Origin of the sequence: Leifsonia poae, from assembly GCF_020009625.1 — a bacterium.
GTDB classification, from domain to species: domain Bacteria; phylum Actinomycetota; class Actinomycetes; order Actinomycetales; family Microbacteriaceae; genus Leifsonia; species Leifsonia poae_A.
The window spans coordinates 2,446,353-2,467,351 of record NZ_JAIHLP010000002.1 but is presented as its reverse complement, the minus strand read 5'-3'; the positions used below and the strand labels follow the sequence as shown (position 1 = coordinate 2,467,351).

The 20,999-nt window shown below is 69.3% G+C and carries 21 protein-coding genes and 1 riboswitch; of the genes, 6 read left to right on the top strand and 15 right to left on the bottom strand.

All coding sequences use genetic code 11. The annotated features are described in order from the left end of the window. Positions 1-27 precede the first annotated feature (27 nt). The 3 genes from K5L49_RS12540 to K5L49_RS12530 all read right to left on the bottom strand — a co-directional run bounded on the left by K5L49_RS12540 (position 28) and on the right by K5L49_RS12530 (position 3,880). Positions 28-1,557, bottom strand: a complete 1,530-nt coding sequence (locus tag K5L49_RS12540) for a chaplin family protein (protein WP_223693199.1) — start codon at positions 1,555-1,557, stop codon at positions 28-30. 88 nt (positions 1,558-1,645) lie between these two features. Further along, positions 1,646-2,641: a hypothetical protein gene (locus K5L49_RS12535; RefSeq protein ID WP_223693197.1), complete on the bottom strand. Its 996-nt coding sequence runs from the start codon at positions 2,639-2,641 to the stop codon at positions 1,646-1,648. A gap of 45 nt (positions 2,642-2,686) precedes the next feature. Then, complete coding sequence (locus K5L49_RS12530) at positions 2,687-3,880, bottom strand: MFS transporter (RefSeq protein ID WP_223693195.1); 1,194 nt, start codon at positions 3,878-3,880, stop codon at positions 2,687-2,689. 144 nt (positions 3,881-4,024) lie between these two features. Between K5L49_RS12530 and K5L49_RS12525 the strand changes: the two genes are divergently transcribed. Beyond that, positions 4,025-4,474: a MarR family winged helix-turn-helix transcriptional regulator gene (locus tag K5L49_RS12525; protein WP_223693193.1), complete on the top strand. Its 450-nt coding sequence runs from the start codon at positions 4,025-4,027 to the stop codon at positions 4,472-4,474. 111 nt (positions 4,475-4,585) lie between these two features. After that, entirely contained in the window at positions 4,586-4,948 is a 363-nt protein-coding gene (locus K5L49_RS12520; RefSeq protein WP_223693192.1) for a hypothetical protein, read from the top strand. 5 nt (positions 4,949-4,953) lie between these two features. Here K5L49_RS12520 and crcB (K5L49_RS12515) read toward each other — a convergent pair whose 3' ends face one another. The 3 genes from crcB (K5L49_RS12515) to K5L49_RS12505 all read right to left on the bottom strand — a co-directional run bounded on the left by crcB (K5L49_RS12515) (position 4,954) and on the right by K5L49_RS12505 (position 6,511). Further along, entirely contained in the window at positions 4,954-5,328 is a 375-nt protein-coding gene (gene crcB / locus K5L49_RS12515) for a fluoride efflux transporter CrcB (protein ID WP_223693190.1), read from the bottom strand. Further along, a complete protein-coding gene (crcB, locus tag K5L49_RS12510) occupies positions 5,325-5,891 on the bottom strand; it encodes a fluoride efflux transporter CrcB (protein WP_223693188.1) in 567 nt (188 codons plus the stop codon). Before crcB (K5L49_RS12510) ends, crcB (K5L49_RS12515) begins: the two co-directional genes overlap by 4 nt. A 21-nt stretch (positions 5,892-5,912) precedes the next feature. After that, positions 5,913-5,989, bottom strand: a riboswitch (Fluoride riboswitch). Continuing rightward, a complete protein-coding gene (locus K5L49_RS12505; RefSeq protein WP_223693186.1) occupies positions 5,990-6,511 on the bottom strand; it encodes a universal stress protein in 522 nt (173 codons plus the stop codon). Positions 6,512-6,618: 107 nt separating this feature from the next. Between K5L49_RS12505 and K5L49_RS12500 the strand changes: the two genes are divergently transcribed. Genes K5L49_RS12500 through K5L49_RS12490 form a run of 3 tightly spaced genes read left to right on the top strand, consistent with a single transcriptional unit; the run spans position 6,619 to position 8,295 of the window. Then, a complete protein-coding gene (locus K5L49_RS12500; protein WP_223693184.1) occupies positions 6,619-7,050 on the top strand; it encodes a phage holin family protein in 432 nt (143 codons plus the stop codon). After that, a complete protein-coding gene (locus K5L49_RS12495; protein ID WP_223693182.1) occupies positions 7,047-7,310 on the top strand; it encodes a hypothetical protein in 264 nt (87 codons plus the stop codon). The genes K5L49_RS12500 and K5L49_RS12495 overlap by 4 nt, the downstream gene beginning before the upstream one ends. Beyond that, positions 7,300-8,295: a YihY/virulence factor BrkB family protein gene (locus tag K5L49_RS12490; protein WP_223693180.1), complete on the top strand. Its 996-nt coding sequence runs from the start codon at positions 7,300-7,302 to the stop codon at positions 8,293-8,295. The genes K5L49_RS12495 and K5L49_RS12490 overlap by 11 nt, the downstream gene beginning before the upstream one ends. 320 nt (positions 8,296-8,615) lie before the next feature. Here K5L49_RS12490 and K5L49_RS12485 read toward each other — a convergent pair whose 3' ends face one another. The 9 genes from K5L49_RS12485 to K5L49_RS12445 all read right to left on the bottom strand — a co-directional run bounded on the left by K5L49_RS12485 (position 8,616) and on the right by K5L49_RS12445 (position 20,200). After that, positions 8,616-10,322 (bottom strand): hypothetical protein, encoded by a 1,707-nt coding sequence (locus K5L49_RS12485; RefSeq protein ID WP_223693178.1) that lies wholly within the window; start codon positions 10,320-10,322, stop codon positions 8,616-8,618. Next, positions 10,319-10,993, bottom strand: coding sequence for a response regulator (locus K5L49_RS12480; protein WP_223693177.1), 675 nt, complete (start codon positions 10,991-10,993; stop codon positions 10,319-10,321). Before K5L49_RS12480 ends, K5L49_RS12485 begins: the two co-directional genes overlap by 4 nt. A 62-nt stretch (positions 10,994-11,055) precedes the next feature. Beyond that, positions 11,056-11,985, bottom strand: a complete 930-nt coding sequence (locus tag K5L49_RS12475) for a hypothetical protein (protein ID WP_223693174.1) — start codon at positions 11,983-11,985, stop codon at positions 11,056-11,058. 164 nt (positions 11,986-12,149) lie between these two features. After that, positions 12,150-15,182 carry an alpha-mannosidase gene (locus K5L49_RS12470; protein ID WP_223693173.1) on the bottom strand — a complete coding sequence of 1,011 codons (3,033 nt, stop codon included), beginning with the start codon at positions 15,180-15,182 and terminating at the stop codon, positions 12,150-12,152. Positions 15,183-15,228: 46 nt separating this feature from the next. Then, positions 15,229-16,065 (bottom strand): carbohydrate ABC transporter permease, encoded by an 837-nt coding sequence (locus tag K5L49_RS12465; protein WP_223693171.1) that lies wholly within the window; start codon positions 16,063-16,065, stop codon positions 15,229-15,231. Next, positions 16,065-17,030 (bottom strand): carbohydrate ABC transporter permease, encoded by a 966-nt coding sequence (locus tag K5L49_RS12460; protein WP_223693169.1) that lies wholly within the window; start codon positions 17,028-17,030, stop codon positions 16,065-16,067. The genes K5L49_RS12465 and K5L49_RS12460 overlap by 1 nt, the downstream gene beginning before the upstream one ends. Positions 17,031-17,034: 4 nt before the next feature. Then, positions 17,035-18,384 (bottom strand): extracellular solute-binding protein, encoded by a 1,350-nt coding sequence (locus tag K5L49_RS12455; RefSeq protein WP_223693167.1) that lies wholly within the window; start codon positions 18,382-18,384, stop codon positions 17,035-17,037. 176 nt (positions 18,385-18,560) lie between these two features. Then, positions 18,561-18,917: a hypothetical protein gene (locus K5L49_RS12450; protein WP_223693165.1), complete on the bottom strand. Its 357-nt coding sequence runs from the start codon at positions 18,915-18,917 to the stop codon at positions 18,561-18,563. Positions 18,918-18,943: 26 nt separating this feature from the next. Next, positions 18,944-20,200, bottom strand: a complete 1,257-nt coding sequence (locus tag K5L49_RS12445; RefSeq protein WP_223693164.1) for an ROK family transcriptional regulator — start codon at positions 20,198-20,200, stop codon at positions 18,944-18,946. Between the two features lie 116 nt (positions 20,201-20,316). On the opposite strand from K5L49_RS12445, the gene K5L49_RS12440 reads away from it, so the two are divergent. Continuing rightward, positions 20,317-20,958: a hypothetical protein gene (locus K5L49_RS12440; RefSeq protein ID WP_223693162.1), complete on the top strand. Its 642-nt coding sequence runs from the start codon at positions 20,317-20,319 to the stop codon at positions 20,956-20,958. Positions 20,959-20,999: the final 41 nt, after the last annotated feature.

Here is a 20,999-nt window from a genome sequence, read left to right as displayed (position 1 = left end):
GTGGCCCGGCGGCACGGCCGCCCGCTTTCAGTGCGTGCGGTGGGTGCTCCGCAGCCTGCGTGCGTGCCGGGTCGCGCGGTTGCGCGCTCCGAACAGCAGCACGACGCCGACCAGCGCCAGCATGGCCGCGATCACGCCGAGGCTCGACGCGCCCGCGGTGTTCGACCCGGTTTCTGCGAGCGCCGAGGCGCTCCCCGAGGCGAGCACTGTCACCGGGCCGGCACCGGCCACCGTCGTGTCGGACCCCGGTGTCGACGGGGTGGTCGGGGTGGTCGGGGTCGTGGGCGTAGTCGGGGTCGTGGGCGTGGTCGGCGTCGTGGGCGTCGTGGGCGTTGTCGTCGATCCGTCCGTCGTGCTGTCACCGATCACACTGATCGCGTTGCCGCCGAGCGTCACCGGAATGCCGAGCTCGATCGGCAGCTGCAGACCGCCGAGCAGCCCGCCCCCGCCACTCGTCGAGAGGCCGAGACCGGTTCCCCCACCGGAGCCGCCGGTGGTCGATGAACCGGAGCTCGTCGAATCACCGACCGCGCTGATGGCGTTGCCGCCCGCCGTCACCGGGATCGCCGCGCCGATCGGCAGTTGCAGACCGCCGAGGAGGCCGCCTGTGCCCGAGGTCGTCGAACCACCGCCCGGTGTCGCCGCCTGGGTTCCGCCACCGGTCGTCGCCGAACCGGTGGTCTTCGAGTCGCCGAGCAGGCTGATCGCGTTCCCACCCACCGTCACCGGCACAGCCGCGCCGATCGGCGCTTGGATCCCCGAAGCGATGCCATCGGAGCCCGATGTGGTCGACCCGGATCCTCCCGGGGCCGCCGTCGTTCCGGCCGGAGTGGCCGTGGCGGCGCCAGTGCTGTGCGAGTCGCCGAGCAGGCTGATCGCATTGCCGCCGACCGTCACGGGGATGCCCACACTGATCGGCACCTGCGCGCCCGAGGCGATACCGTCTTCGCCCGAGGTGCTCAGTGCGCCGGTCGGCGCCCCGGCGGGAGCCGTCGGCGTCTTCGTGGACGCGCCCGTCGACGAGGTGTCGCCGAGCACGCTGATCGCGTTGCCGCCGACAGTCACGGGCACCGAGACGCCGATGGGCGCCTGGACACCGGAGGCGATACCGTTGCTGCCGGATGTCGTCGGCACGGCCGCCGGCGTCGCCGCCCGGGCTGCGGCGGGAGCGGCGGTCGTCGCCCCGCTGCTCGTGCTGTCGCCGACGGCACTGATGGAGTTGCCCGAAACGGTGACCGGCACGCTCACATGGAGCAGTGCCTGGTCGCCCGAGAGCACGCCCCCGAGTCCGGAGCTCGACACGGCGACCGATGGTGTTGCGGCGGGGGCCGCGGCCGGTGTCGTCGTGTGGGCGCCAGAACTGGAGGAGGTGCCCAGCAGGCTGATGCCGTTGCCGCTCAGGCTGATCGGCACGGTGACACTGACGGCCGCCTGGTCGCCAGAGGCGACCCCGTCGCTGCCGCTGGATTCGGCGGCGTTGGCCACTCCGACTCCGGCCAGTGAGAGACCGCCGAGGAAGAGGGTGAACCACAACCCCCTCGACACGTATTTGTTCATGAGGAAAGCCCTTCGATTGAGTGCTGTTCGCTCCCGGAACGGGAGACTTTGGTCGCGTTTCCGCCCAAAAAGGGCAGAGGCGACCCACTCAGTCGGGGCTGGAGTCGTTGTCGGCGACGGGCGACGACGGCAAGCGGTCGTCCGTCGAGGGCCCCTGTGCGCCGCTCGCGGCGGTGGACAGGGCGAAGATGTCAGAGGGCAGGGCCGAGCCGACGCCGGCCGCGCCCGATCCGGGGCCGGCCGCGCCGCCACCGGTCGTCGCAGGCTGAGCCAGCGGGCCGCGCCCGTTCGGGTCGAACGGTGCGCCGGGCGCACCACTCGGGTCGCTGCCGGTCACCGCGGCGGTACCGGGCACGGGATGCACGGCTGACCACGCTGGCCCGCCGACCGTGAGCACCGCACCAGCGTTCATCACTGTGGCGACGCCCGGTGAAAGCGATGACGTGCCGTCATTCGGTGAGACGAGCGGCGGCCCGGCGATCACGCCGCCCCCCGGCTCGCCCGAACCGGGTCCTCCTGTGCCGCCGCCGCTCGCGGCGGGCTGCCCTCCGAGCGGGGCGACCGCATCGTGCGTCAAACCCGCTACCGCACCGACCGTGTTGTCGACGGTGGCTGCGACCGGGTTGACGATGGTGCCGAGCGGGTTGTCGCCGAGGAGCTGATGCGTGACCGGTACAGCGTTCAAAACGGAGTCAACCGCTGACGTGACCGGCGTGACGATATGCGAGACCGGCGTGGCCGCGGCTACGTTGTGCAACACATCCGTGACCGGGGTCGTGACCGTGGAGACGACGTTCTGCACCGGGGCCGGAACGACGGTCGCGACCGGTGCGGTGACCGCACCGAGCGTGGTCCCGACGTGACCGACCACCGACGAGACGGTGTCGTCGACGCCCGAGACCAGGGATCCGACACCGCTCAACAGCGAGTGCGCCGGAGGCGGCGGAGCCGGCTCGGCCGCGTGCGCCGCAGAACCCCCGAAGAAGAGTGCGAGCAGTGCGATTCCCGCACCGCCGACCAGGGACCCGACCACGAGACGGGCAGGCGTGAGGAAGCTCGGCCGTTCGACGGCTGCCTCTTCCACCAGGTCACCCCCTGCACTCAGATAGAACGCACTGTACGCCCCTCGTCACGCCACCGGAAGAGGTCGCCCGGTATCTTCTTCGATCTTCAGACTCGACCGCCGGGCGAGTGCGGCCGCCACCGCCATCACGACGACCGCCCCGGCCGTGATCACGGCGCCCACCCAGAGAGGGGACGTGTACCCCAGCCCGGCGGTGATGGCGAGGCCGCCGATCCACGCGCCGAGGGCATTGCCGAGGTTGAACGCGGCGATGTTCGCCCCCGAGGCGAGGGTCGGGGCGCGATCGGCGTACGTCATCACCCGGGTCTGCAACCCCGGAACCGTCGCGAAGCCGAAGAAGCCCAGCAGCACGAGTGCGACGACGGTCGCGACCGGATTCCCGGCCACCAGGGCGAACACGGCGAGGACGACGGCGAGTGCGAAGAGGATGACCACGAGGCTCGTGTCGAGGGCCCGGTCGGCGAACCGGCCGCCGAGTGCGTTGCCGGCGAAGAGCCCGACGCCGAACAGGATGAGCAGCCACGGCACGGCCGATGAGGCGAACCCGGAGACCTCGGTGAGGGTGTACGCCATGTAGGTGAAGGCGCCGAACATCCCGCCGAATCCGAGGATGGTCACCACGATCGACAACCAGACCTGCCCGGAGCGGAATGCCCGGAGCTCACGCAGGAGTCCGTCGCTGTGCGGCGCCTCTGTTGCGCGCGGCACGAGCAGCGCCACCCCGGCGAGCGCGACGACGCCGATGACAGTGATCGCCAAGAACGTGGAGCGCCAGCCGAGGGCCTGGCCGAGCAGAGTGCCGAACGGGACGCCGAGCACGTTCGCGGCCGTGAGACCCGTGAACATGATCGCGATCGCGCGGGCCCTCTTCTCGGGGGCGACCATCCCGGCGGCCACCACCGAACCGATTCCGAAGAACGCACCGTGGCAGAGCGCGGCGAGCACCCGTCCGGTGAGCATCACCGTGTAGCTGGGCGCCAGCGCAGACACGGCGTTTCCGACGATGAAGAGCACCATGAGCCCGAGCAGAACGGTCTTGCGCGGCAGCCGGGTGACGGTGGCGGTGAGGCCGAGCGCACCCACGACCACCGCGAGGGCGTATCCGGAGATGAGCCAGCCGGCGGCGGCTTCATCGACATGGAAGTCCGCCGCGACCTCGGGCAGCAGGCCGGCGATGACGAACTCGGTCAGACCGATGCCGAATCCGCCGAGGGCGAGGGCGATGAGGCCGATTGGCATGGGTACTCCCTGGATGGTCCGGATGGGGATGGTGCGACGGGGCACCGGAACGCGTACTCTAATAGTTGCAGACGCGTCATAAATAGTTGCACATGCAACTACTTCACGCAACCCCTCGCTGCACCGACGAATGGAAGGACGGACATGGGAATCGCCGACGATGCACTCGAAGTCCGCGCCCAGGGCTGGCGCACTCTCACCGCGCTGCACGACTTCATCGGGAACGAGCTCGAACGCTCGCTCGCACGACAGGCGAACCTGTCCGTCGTCGAGTACACCGTGCTCGACGCCCTCAACAGGCAGCACGGTTGGCACATGCGCATGCAGCAGCTCGCCCGCGCGAGCGCCCTCAGCCCGAGTGCGACGACGCGACTGGTCAACCGCCTCGAAGACCGCGGGCTGCTCACTCGCGTGCTCTGCGACGACGACCGGCGCGGCATCTACACCGAGTTGACGGCGGCGGGCAGCCACCTCCTCGACCAGGCGAGACCGGTGCACGACGAGGCCCTCGAACGCGCCCTCACCGACGCCGGCGACGTTCCGGAGCTCGCCGCCCTCATCTCGGTCCTCCCCCAACTCGCGCTGACCCACTGACCCGGCCGACGCACTCCCCCGAACTCCTTCCGCCCGCCGCTCGCGCTCGAGCCGCGCGTTCCGGAGACAACGCTCTGGCGCCGGGCGGGCCGCGAGGCGTATAACGGTCCCATGAGCGACGCGATCACGACCTGGATCGACCTCTACCGCCGGGCGTGGGAGACCAACGAACCCGACGACATCCGGGCACTCTTCACTGAAGAGGCGTCATACCGAACCGAACCGTTCGCCGAGCCGTGGGACGGTCATCTCGAGATCGTCGAAGGCTGGCTCGATGCCCAGGACGATCCGGGCAGCGCCACCTTCCAATGGCGTCTCGCCGGGCGCGATGGCGCCACCTATTTCGTCGAAGGGCTCACCGAGTACCGCGACGGCCCCACCTACAGCAACCTGTGGCTGGTGCGCCTCGCACCCGACGGACGTGCCGAGGAGTTCACGGAGTGGTGGATGGAGCAGGGCGACAGCGCGGAGTAGCCGCGCTACAGCGCCCCCACCCACAGGCCGAGACCGGCCGCGGCGAGCGCGAGCAGCATCATCCCGAACCCGTTGACCAGCGCGGCCCGGTAGCGGTGCTGCTGAGCGAGCCGCACGGTCTCGAAGCTCGCCGTGCTGAAGGTGGTGTAGCCACCCAGAAACCCGGTGCCGAGGATGGCACGCCACTCGGTCGGCAGGCCGTGCGCGAGGGCGAGACCGGTCACCAGCCCGAGCAGGAACGAGCCGGTCACGTTGATGACGGTCGTGCCGAGCGGAAAGTTCACGACCATCCTGCTGCGCAGCACACCGTCGAGCACGAGGCGGGCGACCGCGCCGAGACCGCCGGCAACCGCGACGGCCAGCACCAGCAGCGGGCTCAACGCCCGGCCCCCGGGTCGCCGGTCACGTGCGGGTCGCCGGTCACGTGCGGGTCGCCGGTCACGTGCGGGTCGCCGATCACGTGCGGGTCGCCGATCACGTGCGGGTCGCCGATCACCGGCGGGTCGTGGGGAGGCGCTCCCGCGCCACCCCGGGCCGCTGCCGCGCGTCCCATCCGGGCCGCGAGGGCGATGCCCGCCAACGAGGCGAGGGCGCCGACCACGATCGTCGCGAGGGCGTACAGGATGCTCCCGGCGAGGTTCTGGGCGGCGATCAACCCGTCGGCGTCCACGGCGAACGCACTGTAGGTCGTGAAGCCACCCAGAATTCCGGTGCCGATGAAGAGACGCAGGGAGCGGCGCGCACCGACGTCGGGGCCGTGCAGTGCGAGCCACTCCAGCAGCATGCCGAGCACGAAAGCACCGACGATGTTGATCGCGAAGGTGCCGACCGGCAGTCCGACGATCGGAGGGAGCGCCGCCGACACGAGAAAGCGGGCTGTCGTTCCGATGGCGCCGCCGAGGAAGACCAGGACGATCGAGCGCCAGTGCAGGTGTACAGGCAAAAGGGAATCCACTCTTCGAGAAGAAGCGTAGGAACTATCAGCTTGCGGCGCGGTTCGGGCGGCTCGGCGCCCCGGCGAGATCCATCACCGTTCGCCCACTATACCGGCGGATCCTCCCACGGCAGTCTGCCGCTCCCGTCGACCGGTGCGAGCGGAACCACGATCACCGGTCGGTGTTGCCGATGTGCCAGATGCACCGCCACCGAGCCATTGAAGAACTCCCGGAGGCTCCCCCGCACGCCGGCCTCGCGCGTTCCGACGACGATGTAGCGTGCATCCAGCTCCTCGGCCAGACGCGCCAAGGCCCACGACGGATCGCCGGCCAGCTGTTCGAGCGAGAACCGCAGTCCGAGCGGAGCCAGCACAGCACGGATGTGCGCCTCCAGCTCGGAGTCGAACGGTTCGTCCTCGGTCTCGGGCAGGTCGGGGTCGTACGGCAGAGCGACGACGGTTCCGTCCACATAGCTGGAGACGAGGTATCGGTTGGGGTCGACGTTCGCGCACACCAGCGGCACGTCGAGATCGTCGGCGAGACGCGCCGCCTGCTCGAGAACGGTCACCGGCTGGCCGGCGACGACGGCGACCAGCACCCCACCATGACCGCTGTCGTTCTCGCTCATGTCTCCAGTGTGCGGCCCGCGGCCCGCGGCGTCCAGAGCGGCACGCACCCTTGGCCGGGCGTGGATGCAGGGGTACGGTCGCTGACGACGGCCGGAAAGGAGCCCGCATGAGTTTCGAGAAGCCGCCCCTGCCGCGCGAGCGGCGCCGGACGACCCGGGGATTGCGCCCGCTGCCCGAGCTGACCCGCGATCTCGTGGCTCAGCTGCGCCGGCTCGTCGTCGGGGAGATCGCCCTGTTCCGGGCGGAGATGCTCACGAAAGCGAAGGCGGCCGGAATCGGCGTCGGCCTACTGGTGGGCGCCGTGGCCGTCGTGTTCTTCGCCGTGTGCGCGCTCGTGACAACGGCCGTTCTCGCATTCACGCTCATCCTGCCCGCCTGGCTCGCCGCCCTCATCGTGGGTGCCATCCTGCTTCTGCTGGCGGGCGCGCTCGCCGTTGTCGGTCGGGCGAGCCTGATGCGGGGTCTGCCGCCCGTGCCCGACGACCTCAGGCAGGAGCTCAGGGACGACCTGAGCGCACTGAAAGGGGAGCGACCGTGACCGGCGGCCGGACCGAGCGCGCGGCTCTGCCGAGGGACGCGGGGATCCACAGCCGGCAGCTCGACCTCCAGCAGACACGGGAAGAGGTCGCCGTTACCCTGGACGACCTCTTCGCGACATTCAATCCGGGGGTCCAGATCCGCTCGCATCCGGTGCTCTTCGCCGGCCTCTTCCTCGCAGCGGTCGGCGCGGTCGTGGCGGCTGTCGTCCGCTTCAACGCCGGGCGTGCCCCGGCGTCGGGGCGGTCGCGTGGGCGCTGAACGGGAGGCCGCTGTCCCGGTTCCGTGGATGCGGCTGCCGTGGAGGTTCATCCTCAAGCGCACGCTCCGAGCTTTCTCCGCTGACGCCGCGACCGACCTCGCCGCCGGCCTCACCTATTTCGGCGTGCTGTCGCTCTTCCCTGCGATGATCGCCCTGGCGGGCATCCTCGGCCTGGTCGGACAGAGCAAAGCCGGTGTCGACGCCCTGTTCGGCATCGTCGAGCAGGTGGCGCCCGGGGCACTGGACGCGGTGAGGGGCCCCCTCGAAGCCCTGTCGGCGTCGCCCGCAAGCGGTTGGGCCCTGGGTATCGGCATCGTCGGCGCCGTCTGGTCGGCGTCGGGCTACGTGGGCGGATTCGGCCGTGCCCTCAACCGCGTCTACGGCGTGGCCGAGGGGAGGACCGTTCTCACCCTGCGACCGACCCAGTTCGGCGTCACCCTCGCCTCGCTGCTGCTGCTCGCCGTGGTGAGCGTGCTCCTCGTCGTCTCGGGACCGATCGCGACCGCCGTCGGCGATGCCCTCGGCGTCGGCGACGCGGCGCAGCTCGCCTGGTCGATCGCCAAATGGCCGGTGCTCGTGTTCGCGCTCGTGCTGCTGGTGGCGCTGCTGTACGCCGCGACACCGAACGTGCGGCAGCGTCGCTTCCGCTGGCTCACGACCGGCTCGGTCGCCGCCATCGTCGTGCTCGGCATCGCCTCAGCACTCTTCGCCCTCTACGTGGCGAACATCGGCAGCTACGACAAGACGTACGGCTCCTTGGCCGGCATCATCGTGTTCCTGCTCTGGATCTGGATCGCCAATGTGGCCCTGCTGCTCGGTGCCGAGCTGGATGCGGAGGTCGAGCGCGCCCGGCAGCTGCTGAGCGGCATCGACGCCGAGACCACACTGCAACTCCCGCTGAAGTCGTCGAAGGCGATCGTGAAGGCCGCCGACAAGCAGGCCGCCGACATCCTCGCCGCGCGTGAGCTCCGCCGCCCGCGGTAGCGAGCTTCGCCACCTGTTCGATCTGTACATGAGCCCCGGATCGGTGAGCGAGCGGGTGCACTTCTTCGCCGCGCCGTACTCGGCCGCCGAGATCGACGGTGAACCCGTTCTGAATCGACAGCGGACACCTGCACACCGACTCTCGCGGTACCAGGACGGCCTACAGCGGGGCCGGGCGCCTTCCGCGCGTTCGGGTCGCGCAGAAGGCGGCGCCGGTGCCGTACGTTCCACCCCGTGCGGGCGGGATGGGCAATAGTCGACGATAGTTCGCACGAGCGGGCCCGGAGCGGGCGGGTACGGCCGCTACGACATCCACGCGGTCAGGGGATGGAGACGGCGAGCTCGACGCCGCCCGCCACCTGGCTGAGACGCACATCGGCACTCCGTGCGAGATCGCGCAGGCCGATCCCCCGCCGTTCCCCGGCGACCACGCCGCCGGAGGCCACGATCACCTGCACGCCGCCGACCTCGGTGGGCAGCAGGGCGAGCCCCACCTCCGTGCCGTCCCCGTGCCGGACGGCGTTCGCGAGTCCTTCCGAGACCGCATCGATCACCGCGTCGCAACGGGCCGGGTCGATGAGACTCGGCCAGATCGTCTCTTCGACGTGCGCTCGCAACGGCATCGCCGAGGCCCACGTCTCGATCAACCGGCCGAGCTGCGCACGCGGATCCGGCCGGTTGCGCGGCGCGCGTGCAAGCTGTTCGCGGATGCGGTCCACGGCCTCGCGCACCGCCCCCGTCGCGTCGCGCCCCGCGTCAGCGTGCAGAGAGAGCGCGGTCGCGATCAGGTCGGCCTGCACCGCCGTATGCAGCAGGTGTGCAAGACGGCTCCGCTCTCTGTCGTAGTCGCTCCGGATGCGCGCGGCCGCTGTGACGCTCGTGAGCACGGACTCCTCGAGCTCCTTCTGGTCGGAGCGCAGGCGTGCCGACAGGGAGTCGACGAACGCGAGCGCGAGCGCGATCACCGGAAAGAGCAGCGCCTGAAGCCAGGCGCCGTACACGGTGAGGCCGAACGTCCTGAGCAATAGGGTGCTCTCGGCGGCGAGCACGATTCCGGTGAGCCAGACGCCGACGACGATCACGGATACCCGACCCGCCGACGTGGCGGCGCGCGCTGCCAGGGCGGCCGCCGTCCGGTTGCCGCCGAACAGGATCAGCGTCGCCAGCACCGCTTGCACTGCCGAGACCCCTAAACCGAAGTTGCCGAGTGCGTACGGGGTGGCGAGAAGAACGAACAAAATAGCCGTGAGCAGCGGTGGCGCCGGGCGGATGCCGCCGATGACAGATGCGAGCCAGTCCCGTCTGCGGGGTGGCGGAGAGGCCTCGCCCGCGAGCGCGGCCGGGGTCTCGTTCGCGTCGAACAGTTCATGGCTGAGCGGTCGCACGATGTCGTTGGCGATGGAGCGGAGCAGCCGGGAGGCGGTGGCCGCGTCGAGTCCGCCGAGCATGACCGGCTCCACCTCCTGCTCGATAGCTTCGAGCAGATCGGCGGTACCGGTGCGGCGGAGTTCGTCGATGCGGCGGCGGCCCGCGTCCGCATCCGCCACCGCCGCCCGTTGCACCGCGCGGAGTCGGCGGAAGACGCCGCGGTGATCCCGGATGAGGTCGACGGCGACCGCGACCAGCGAGAACACTGTGACGCACACCACGACGTTGAGGGCGACCCTCGTGCCGATGTCACCCAGCTCGGCCCGCACATCGAGCAGGCGCGCGGACGCCACGATGAGAAACGGTCGGACCGCGCCGATCGCGGCAAAGGCCGAGATCGCGAGGGCGGCCCGCACCAGCCGTGCCCGAGCGGGAACGAGTGCGAGCAGTCCCTTCACCGCGAGCAGCAGGGCACCCACGGCCAGATGCGCCACGGCGGCCACCAGCCCGGCCGACCAGATGGGTTCGCCCGGGGCGAGGTACTGCGCGCCGGACATGACGGTCAGGGCGAACGGGATCGTGACCAGCCACATCCAGACGGTGACGGCGGCCGGCCCGCCGAGACGGCCGACCAGACGACGAAGGCGTTGCACGGTCATGATCGGGCGAGCGCGCGGAGCGGATCCGGATGCCCGAACGTCGCGATGTACAGGCCGGCGGCCGCCACCCGGGGTGTCACCGCCTCATCGGCGGTGAGGGCGAGCGCGGCGAAGATCCGCTCGACGCTCTTCTCCACCGCGCGCACCGAGACGCCGCGTCGCCGCGCGATCTCGGCGTTGGACGCACCGGCGGCCAGGTGCCGAACGGTGTCGAGCTGTGTCGCACTGAGCCGGAGCAGGGCTGCGCGTGCATCCCCGAGCGGGAGATCGTTCGACAGCGGTCGGTCGGCGAGCGCCGCCTCGATCGCGTCGACGATGTCGTCGATGGACTCGGCAGCCCCCTTGTTCACGAACGACGCCAGCACCGCGAGTTCTCGATCCTGGGCGGCGACCGTCTCGCGCGGCAGATTGGTGAGGAAGACGACGGCGACGTGCGGCGCCCGCGCGCGCACGATCGAGGCGAGCTCGACACCGTTGGGCCGCACGCCCAGGTCGATGTCGGTCACGAGCAGATCCGGATCGAATCCGGTGAGTGCGGCGAGGGCTCCGGCGGCGTCACTGTGATCGTCGACCACGAACCCCCGGCCTCGCAGGGCAGCGGTGAGGAGCGAGCGCATCAATGCGTGGTCTTCGACCACCAGGGCTCGCCGTGTCCACTCGCCCGCCACCACGATCCACAGGATAGCTCGGCGGCGGGGCCGGTTCGGCGCGGCAGCCCACCCCAGTTCGGGTCCTAGTCTTTGAGGCTGGCGCCTTTGGCGTTGAGGAAGTCGATGTGCAGATGGTTGCAGGTGTCGTCGAACGGCACGAAGTTCTGCAGGCTGATCGAGGCGCGGCAGCCGACCTGACCGAGGCCGGCACCGCTCGGAACGAGCGGGTCGAGAGCGCGGATGAGCTTCACGGATTGCGCATCGCCACCGGTGAGCGCCTGACCATCGAGCAGGTAGAAGTCGACGGCGTGGCCGCCGCCGTCGGTGTAGTGGGCCGAGTCCACTCCGGCGCCCTCGATCTGGCCGGTGCACAGTCGGTTGATATCGCTGACACCGACCTGTCCGAAGTTCTGCAGGGCGATGTCGATCGCCTGCAGAACGCGATAGTCGACACCGCAACCCGGAACGGCGCGACCGGCCGCGAGGTTGGCGATCTCGGGGATGTGGTTCGGCGTCGATCCGACGAGTCGGCCGGCGGCGACCGCCGCCATGAGTTTCGTTGCCAAGGCCTGCACGGTGGGCGATACGACCGTGTTCAGGGTCGAGTCGAGCGAGGAACTGGACTCGACGACCGAGTAGTCGTCGCGGGTCGCGGCCGGAACTGCCGCTGAGGCCGATCCGCCGGTGAGCGTCTGCACGGCGAGGGCGACCCGCTGGTCGCCGTTCGCCGAACCCGTGTCAGACGAGGCGTAGGCCGGGAGCGCGGCGGTTCCCACCAGGCCGGTCACGACGAAGAAGAGAACGGCCCGGAAGCCCCACCGGCGGCGGCCACTGCGTGGTGCGCGCGGCGGCACGACCGCGGCGACGTGCGAGGCGGAACGCCTCCCCCGGAGCTCCCGCAGTGCCGCCCGACCCGTCCGTTGCCGCCCCTCCGGTTCCGTCTCCAGACCCTCCACCGGCGCGGCGGGGAGGTAAGTGCGACGGGAGCGCAGCGGGGCGTGAGACGTGGGCAAAGAGCTAGGGGTCCTTCAGAGGGGGTTCTCGTCGACGCGGTTTCGTGTCACGAACGACGTTACAGGTTCGTTACCAGGTTGTCAGATCGCCCTGAGAATTGCCTCCGTTCGCACGGAGGGTCGTCCGCCCGGGGTTCGCGCGGCCCGGGGCGGACGGTGTTGCGTCAGCCGCGCGCGAAGCGCAGCGTGACGAGCTGGAACGGCCGCAGGGTGAGAACGACCGTCGTCTCGGAGGCGTCGGTCACCGCATCCGGGGCACTCTCGCGTTCGAGCAGATCGGTCTCCTGCACGCCGTGGTGGTCGAACGTCGTCACGATCGTCGCCGTGGAGCGGGCGCCGCTCGCTTCGTACAGGCGCACCACCATGTCGCCCGTGCCGTCTTCGGCGAGCTTGACGGTCTCGACGACGACGGCCGGGTTCGACGACGCGAGCAACGGCTGCACGGGTGCACCGACCGCCGGCCGCGACGGCAGGTTGAGCCGATAGCCGGCCTCGATGGCGCGGTCGACGCCCCCCACGACGATGGCCGTGCGCAGGATGTGCTCGCCCTGATCGGCCTCGGGGTCGGGGAACAGGGGCGCACGCAGCAGCGTCTGCCGAACGAGCGAATACGTTCCCCCGCCGTCGCGCGCGTGGCGGGTGATGTCGTGCCCGTACGTCGAGTCGTTCGCCACTCCCACACCGAAGGTGGCATCGGCCACGTGCACCCAGCGGTGGGCCGGCGTCTCGAAACGCGCGGTGTCCCAGCTGGTGTTCGTGTGGGTCGGGCGATCGATGTGCCCGAACTGGATCTCGGATCGGGCCGACGCGGTGTGCACGTCGACGGGAACGGCGAGTTTCAGCATCCGCTGCCGTTCATGCCAGTCGACCAGGGTCTCGATGTCGAGAGCCGGCGAGCCCGCCGCCAGGCTCAGGGTCTGCGTCACGGTCGACGCCCCGAACCGACGCACGATCCGCAGAGAGACGAGCTCGGGGGTGTCGGCGACCACGTCGAGGCTGTCGAGCGCCGTGAGATCTTCCCCCGACCGTCGGTATTCGACATCGACATCCCACGCATCCCACTGGGTCGGGGTGTCGCGGAACAGCTGCAGGAGGTTCGCGCGCGTTCCGGGCGGGAGCGCTTCGCGGCCATTCGTCGTGTCGAGCAGCGAGGTGATCAACCCGGCTTCGTCGATCCGCACCCGAACGAACGAGTTCGACAGCACGTGCCCGCCGCCGTCGGCGACGATCCGCGCATCCCCGCCGCCGACCGGAACCCCAGCACCGTAGGCGGGGACGCCGCGCACCGCGAATGGCGAGGCGTTGAACTCGACGGACGTGCCGCCCTCGGCCCCCACCGCGGCGGCGGCCAATGCTCCCAGAGAGGAGGCGATGACCTCCTCCAGCGACGCGGCGACCAGAGCATAGTTCTCCTCGGCCTGGTCGTGCACCCAGCCGATCGACGATCCGGGCAGGATGTCGTGGAACTGCTGCAGCAGCACCGTCTGCCACGCCTCGCGCAATGCGGCGACCGGGTACGCCGCCCCCGTGCGCACGGCCGCTGTCGTCGCCCACAGCTCTGCGGTGTGCAGCAGATGCTCGCTGCGCCTGTTCCCCTGTTTGGTACGCGCCTGCGAGGTGTACGTTCCGCGGTGGAACTCCAGGTAGAGCTCACCCGCCCAGACCGGCGCCGGGTCGAACTCCGCCGACGCGACGGCGAAGAACTCCGCCGGTGTCGCCACCCGCACGATCGGGGACCCCTCCAGGGATGCGGTGCGGCGCGCCGCCGCCACCATCTCACGCGTGGGGCCGCCACCGCCGTCGCCGAACCCGAACGGCACCAGGGAGGTGTTGGCACGACCCTTGTCGGCGAAGTTCTGTTCGGCGTGAGCGAGCTCAGCGCCGGAGAGCTGCGAGTTGTAGGTGTCGACCGGCGGGAAGTGCGTGAAGATGCGGGTTCCGTCGATGCCCTCCCAGTCGAAACTGTGGTGCGGGAAGCGGTTCACCTCGTTCCACGAGATCTTCTGCGTGAGGAAGTAGTCGGCTCCCGCCGCGCGCGCGATCTGCGGCAACGCGCCGGTGTACCCGAACGAGTCGGGCAGCCACACCTCTTTGGGCTCGAACCCGAACTCCTCGAGGAAGAACAGTTTGCCCTCCACGAACTGGCGGGCCAATGCTTCGCCGCCCGGCATGTTCGTATCCGATTCAACCCACATGCCGCCGACGGGCACGAACCGGCCCTCGGCGACGCGCAGGCGGATGCGCTCGAACAACTCGGGGTAGAACCGCTTCATCCAGGCGAACTGCTGCGCCGACGAGCAGGCGAACACGAAGTCCTGGTCCTGGTCCATCAGGTCGAGCACGTTCGAGAACGTGCGCGCGCATTTGCGGATCGTCTCGCGCACCGGCCACAGCCAGGCCGAGTCGATGTGCGCGTGGCCGACAGCGAACACGCGGTGGGCCGTCGCGGCGGCCGGGGAGGCCAGGGCCGGTGCCAGCGCGGCCCGGCCGGCGCCGACCGTGGCGGCGACGTCGAACGGGTCGACCGTGTCCACTACCGCATCGAGGGCGGCGAAGAGGGCGGCCCGACGCGGCGACGACGCCGGTAGCTCCGCGGCGAGACCGCGGGCCGTCCAGACGTCTTGGATGAGCTCCCAGACCTCGCGATCCCGGTGCACGACCTCGATGCGGCGCAGCGCGTACAGCAGCCGGTCGGGCGCGGTCGACTTGCGGCCGAGCTTCGTCGGGACGAAGTCGACGAACTCGCTTCCCACATCCGGGTTCGCCGCCGCCTCCACGAAGAGCTCGAAGGTGTCGCCGGGCGCTGCCTGAAGCCGCACGTAGCCGTTGCGCGGCTCGATCGCTTTCAGGATGCTGCCGTCGGTGGCGTAGACGAGTCCCTCCGCCTGGAACCCCACCTGACCCGAGGAGAAGCCCAGGTCGACCAACAGTTCCACGTCATCCGGCTCCGCATCCCACTCGGCCGGAACGGTCCCCGTCACCCGGAACCAGACGGTTCCCCACGGCCGCCCCCAGGGCCGCCCCACGGCGAACGGCTCGAACGCGTTGGTGACGGCCTGGGCGAACGGCACCGGCTCATCCGGCACCTCCCACGCCTCGATCGTCACGGGGGCGCTCGCACGCTCCACCGCGGGGTCGAGGCGCTCGCGCACGAAACGGTCGACGCGCAACTCCACGAGCTGGTTCTCCTGATACAACGGGACTCCTTTTGTAGCCTTTTTGTCGATAGAGGGATGCGGCCGGTCAGCCTTTGACCGCGCCGGCCAGGGCCGACGAACCGCCGAGCACGCGCGAGACGAGCACGTACAGGGCGATCACCGGCACCGAATAGATGAGCGAATACGCCGCGAGCTGTCCGTAGGCAACGGCGCCGTACTGCCCGAAGAAGGTGAAGATGCTCACAGCGGCCGGCTGGTTCTGCGGGCTGAGCAGCAGCACGAAGGGAACGAAGAAGTTCCCCCACGCCTGCACGAATACGAAGATGAACACCACGGCGATGCCTGGCCGCACCAGCGGGACAACCACGGTCCACAGCGTCTTCATGCTGGACGCGCCATCGACCCAGGCCGCCTCCTCGAGCGAGATCGGAACCGCGTCGACGAAGTTCTTGGTCATCCAGATCGCCATCGGCAGGGAGGAGGCCGCCATGAACAGGATGGTCCCACCGATCGAGTCGATCAGATTGAGCGACACGAACAGGCTGTAGACCGGCACCATCATCGCCGTGATCGGCAGGCACGTTCCGAATAGGACCGCGTAGAGGAATGGCTTGTTGAACCGATTGCGGTAGCGCGACAGCGGATACGCCGCGAGGATCGCGACGACGACCGTGAGCAACGCGCAGCCCGCCGACAGCAGCAGACTGTTCCAGAGCGGAACGAACGCCAGATCGGGCGTGAGCACTTTCTGGAAGTTCTCGAGCGTCCACTGCTTCGGCCAGCCGACCGCCAGCGTGGCGGAACCGTCGAACGAGGCGAGCACCACCCAGACGATCGGCAGCACGAAGACGACGCCGATGAGGAGCAGCAGGATGTTGGCGGTCCATTTGAGGGCCGTTCCATTGGGTGAGGACAGTCGCATCAGTCCTTCTCCGTTCTGAGGGCGCGAACGTAGACCACGGCGAAGACCGCGCCCACGAGCAGCAGGATCGTCGCGATGGCCGTGCCGTAGCCGAGTTCGGAGAACTTGAATGCCTCCTGGTAGGCCAGCACCGGCAGAGTCATGCTCTTGTTGCCCGGGCCGCCGCCGGTCATCACATAGATGAGCGTGAAGACCGAGAGGGTCTGAAGCGTGATGAGCATCATGTTCGTGGAGATGCTGCGGCGGATCATCGGCAAGGTGATGAGGAAGAACCGTTTCACCCCGTTGGCGCCATCGACCTCGGCCGCCTCGGTGATCTCCGGCGGCACCTCCTGCAGCGCCGCCGAGTAGACGAGCATCGAGAAGGCGGCGCCGCGCCAGGTGTTGGCGAGGATGACCGCGAGCATCGGGAAGGCGAAGAGCCAGGCGGGCCCGGTGATCCCGAACAGGCCGAGGATCGCGTTGAGGGTTCCCTTCGAGCTGAAGAACGCGTACGAGGCGAACGCGGCCACGATCTCCGGGAGCACCCAGGCTCCGACGACGAAGGTGGAGACGATCGCTCCGATCACCCGCCCGCCTGAGCGCATCAGCAGGGCCAGCACCATGCCCACGATGTTCTGGCCGATCACGGCGGAGCCGATCACGAACACGAGGGTGAGCACGACCGCAACCGGGAAGTCGGGGCTGGCGAAGAGGTCGGTGTAGTTCTTGAAGCCGATCCACTGGCTCTGGGCCGCCGCGGCGCCGGTGAGCGACGAGTTGGTGAACGAGCCGTAGAACGACGAGAGGATCGGTCCGACCAGGAACACCAGCAGCAGGCCGATGGCCGGGACCAGTGGAGCAGCCCGGGCCACGGAGCGCCGCACCTTGCGCGAACGGGCCGAGGGTTCCGGGCGCGGCGGCCGAGGGGTGGGCACCCCTCGGCCGCGCGCGTCGGTTCCGACGGCGTCGACAGTCGACGTCACGGTGTTACTCCGACTTCGTCTTGTCTTTTCCGACGATGCCCACGACCGTGTCGTCGTAGGTCTTCGCGGCCTCCGACGGCGACTGCTGGCCGGTCATCACCGACTCCATCGCCACCTGGATACCGTTGGAGATCTTCGAGTAGTCGGGTGTCGCGGGCCGGAACTTGGTGACGTCGACCAGCGAGGAGAAGAAGGCGGCGGTCGGGTTGCCCTCGGCGTACGAGGGGTCGGCCGCGACATCTTTCCGCACCGGGATCCAGCTCAGCGTCTTGTCCGTCTTGAGCGCGTGCTCCTTGTCGTTGACCATGGCGATGAACTTCCACGCCTCATCCTTCGAGCTGCTCTTCGCCCCCATCGAGAGCGTCCAGCCGCCCGACATGCTGATGCTTCCCGGCTTCTGGCCGTCCTGCGTCGGCATCGGTGCGACCCCCATCACCGTGCTCCACGCCGGCCACGGCGTCGCGCCGTCCTTCTGCCAGGTGTTCCCGAGCCAGGAGCCGTCGAGGTTGATCGCCAGCTTGCCCTGGGGGATGAGCTGGGCGCCGACGATGTTCTGGTAGTTCGTGTCGCTGGTGATCTCCTGCGCCGGCCCGAGGCCGCCCTGGTAGACCTCTTTGAGCACGTTCAGTGAGTCGGTGAACGCCTTGGATCCGACGATCCACTTCTGCGACGAGCTGTCGTACAGGCCGTCCTGGCTCGCTCCGTAGAGCAGCATCTCGAAGCCCTGCATGGAGCTCGCCTCACCGGCGGCCTTGCCGGAGAAGATGTTCAGCGGCGTCACGCCGGGAACCTTGTCTTTGATGGTCTTCGCCGCGTCGAGCACGTCGTTCCAGGTCTTCGGCTTCCAGTCGGTGGGCAGTCCCGCCTTCGCGAAGATGTCTTTGTTGTACCAGAGCCCGCGGGTGTCTGTCCCCATCGGGATCCCGTAGATCTTGCCGTTGTCGCCCTTGCCGGCGTCTTTGGCGTTGTCGAAGAACTGCGACCAGTCCGTCCATTTGTTCGCGTAGGAGTCGAGCGGCTCCAGGTAGCCGGCCTGGGCATCCGAGCGGATCAGGAACGTGTCCTCCCACATGACGTCCGGGGCCGTCGAGGCGCTCCGGTTCATGAGCGAGAGCTTGGTGTAGTAGTCGTTCTCGGCCGCCTTGATCGGGACCAGGGTGACCTTCTCCCCCGGGTTCGCGGCTTCGAAGTCCTTCTTCGCGTCTTTCATGAGGTTGTCGATCAGGTTGGACCCGAAGTCCTGATAGGCGACCTTGATCGTCTTGCCGTCGCCCGCTCCGGAGGACGAACATCCCGCCAATGCGACGAGAGTGGATGCGGCCACTACGGCGGCCAGAACTCTGCTGCGTTTCATCGATGCTCCCTTGCTTCGATTCCGGTGGGCTTTTTCACGCCCTCGTCCCGGACCCTGCCGTAATTTATAAAACAGTTTGAGTTATTCCGCAATGGTTGTCAGAACATTCGTTCAGAAGACGTGATGAACCCGGCGGGCTCACGCGCCGCGAAGCGGTCGCGACAGAACGGCCGACCCTAGGCGGCCACGAACGGGCGAAGCCGCGCAGGCAGCGGGAACGGGACGGTGTATTCCAGCAACGGAATATCGATCGCACCCCAATCCTCCCGCTTCACCCGGATGTGATCGGGCGACACCTCGGTCAGCCGCACGCGAAGCCACCGGCCGTCATCGAGCAGCAGTTCGAACGGGTCGGCGAGATACCCGATTCCGAGCCCGTCGAGCGTTTCCTCGGCCGCGAGCCAGTCGATCGCATCGGTCAGCGGGCGCCCGAGCAGATCGAAGACGACGAAGCCGTCGCCCTCCGGGCGCATCCAGCCGACGAGCTCGCCGTCGCCGCGACGGTGCTCGATCCAGTCCGAGGGTGCAGGCATCCCTCGACACTATCCAACGCCCCGGCTCAGCGCAGGGTCGCCCTCGGCGAGAATGTCGAGTCGAGCACGAGACAGGCCGCGCCGACCGCGGCCACATCGTCACCGACCGCGCTCGAGGAGATCGACACCGGATGGGTCAGGATCCCCATATCCGCTTCGGCCAACCGGAGCGGGAGCAGCCGCAGATACCGCTGCTCCACCCGGCTCCAGGTCGGGCCGCCGAAGACGACCCGGTCGATGTCGAGCAGGGCAGCGAGATTCGAGACGTAGATCGCCGTGTTCCGCACCGACCGGTCGAGGATGCGCTCGGCCGCCGCATCGCCGTCGTCCGCTGCCCGCACGAGCTCGGTGAACAGTTCGTCGACGGTCTCGACATCGAGCACAGCTTCGGGTCCGTCGGCGCCCGGGGTGACCAGCACGCCGTCGGGCGCCGCGATCACACCGTCGCGGATGGCCGAGAGGACCAATCGATGCGGACGCACGGACTCCCCGTAGCATCCGCGCCGCCCACAGAAGCACGGGGGTCCGGTCGGATCCACGATCGAGTGGCCGACATCTCCTGCGTTCTGCGAGGCACCCGTGTACACATCGTTCGCCAGCACCAGGCCGACACCGACACCGGTGCCGTAGTAGACGAACGCGAAGTTGCCGCTCGCGCCCGCGGGGTCGCGCCAGCGTTCGGCGACCGCAGCGGCCGTCACATCCTTGGCCACCAGAGTCGGCAGTCCGGTCGCCGCCGTCAGCTCGTCGCGCAGGTGGAAGTCCGTCCACCCCGGCACCAGCGGCGGCCGCACCACGACACCGGTCTCGGCGTCGATCGGCCCCGGCGCTGCGACACCGATGCCGCTCACCCGCCCGCGGTCGACACCCGAGATCTCCAGCAGTTCCGTGACGGCGTCGACGGCGAGCGCGACCGTCTCGGCAGCATCCCCGGAGACCGGCGAATGCCTGCGTGTGTGCTCCACGACCGTGCTCTCCAGGTCGAGCAGAACACAGGTGATCACCGTCGGGTCCAGGTGCACGCCGATCGCGTACGAGCCGGTCGGCTCCAGCAGCAGCATGGTGCGCGGCTTGCCCGGACCATCGATCTGCCGGCTTCCGCCCTCGCGGATGAGCCCCTGGGCGAGCAGCCGACGGCTCACATTCGTCACCGTCTGCGCCGAGAGTCCGGTCTTGCGCGCCAACTCCACCCGGCTCAGCCCACCCTCGGAACGCCGGATCGCGTCGAGCAGCACGGTCTCGTTGAAGGCGGCGATCACGGGAAGATTCGCGCCTCTCGGCATGGGCTCTCCTCCCTCGACCGTATCGTTGCGGCATTCGTAGACTACCGACGACCCACGCTGTCGCCATCCGTTCCGTAGACTTGGTCCGAACCACCGGTGACGAGAGGGATGACCAGATGGGATCGAGGTGGGCCCGCGTCGCGCGCGGTCTTCTCGCGTCCGGCGTCGCCATCTTCGTTGCGGCACTGTTCCACGTCGCCGGCGGCGGCGGCGCTCCGGGGGCCGTCCCGATCGTCCTGAGCCTGGCTTTCGCCACCCTGGCCTCGATCGCCCTGACGGGTCGTCGGCTGTCACTCTGGCGACTGACCGTGTCGGTGACGCTCAGCCAGTTCCTCTTCCACCTGCTGTTCAGCCTCGGCGGCGGCTCGGCCACGTTCAGCGCCGTCGACGGCGGAGGGATGGTGCACCTGCACCCGGGATCGCACCTGCTGATGGCCGTCGGCGACGCGACCCACGCCGGCATGGGTGCGCTGCCCACCAATGCCGCGATGTGGGTCGGCCACGCCTCGGCCGTGCTCGTCACCGTGATCGCGCTCCGTTTCGGCGAGCGCGCGTTCTGGGGCCTGTTCGATTCGACTCGTTTCGCCATCGACTCCGGGTTCGCCCTGCTCTCGAAGCTGGTCGTGCTCGCGCCCGTCACCCTGGCTTTCCCGCCCGCCCGCGCCGTCGAGTCGGAGCCGTCGCGGCTGCGCGACTTCGGCATCCCGCTCGGCCGCCTGCGTCACCGCGGGCCCCCGCTGGTCGCCAGCGCGTTCTGACGTCGTGCCACGGATGCCGTGGGTCACGCTCGTCGCGCGCG